We start from the raw sequence: 421 nt of genomic DNA on the forward strand, positions 1-421 counted from the left end.
TGGCCTTTGTTTTTTAAAACTAGTTTTAGAAGAGGTATAAAATGTTGAAACTAGTTTCAAAAGAAGACTATTTTCTTTCAAAATAGAAATTAGATTTTAAATGAGGAACTGGGATTGAAAAAAAGTTAATGTGCTATATAATAATATTGTAAGCGCTGTCCAGGATCCAGGGATAGAAAGGAGAAATTAATGGGCAAGATCAGTAAGGAAGCTCTAAAAGAACAGATAAAAGATGGAATTATCATTTCCTGTCAGGCTTTGCCAGGCGAACCTCTGTATAGGGAAGAAGGCGGTATTATGCCTTTACTAGTCAAGGCTGCCCAAGAAGCAGGGGCTGTCGGTATTCGGGCCAATAGTGTACGAGATATTAAGGAGATAAAAGAAGTAACTACTTTACCAATTATCGGAATTATCAAGCGAG

Annotated in this window: 1 pseudogene; it reads left to right on the forward strand. The window is 36.3% G+C overall.

Annotated elements, in window-relative coordinates:
• Positions 1-189: 189 nt before the first annotated feature.
• Positions 190-421 (forward strand): annotated as a pseudogene (locus tag C1E99_RS10385) (N-acetylmannosamine-6-phosphate 2-epimerase); the annotation flags it as partial.

Origin of the sequence: Streptococcus suis, assembly GCF_002964045.1 — a bacterium.
In the GTDB taxonomy this organism is placed as follows: domain Bacteria; phylum Bacillota; class Bacilli; order Lactobacillales; family Streptococcaceae; genus Streptococcus; species Streptococcus suis_U.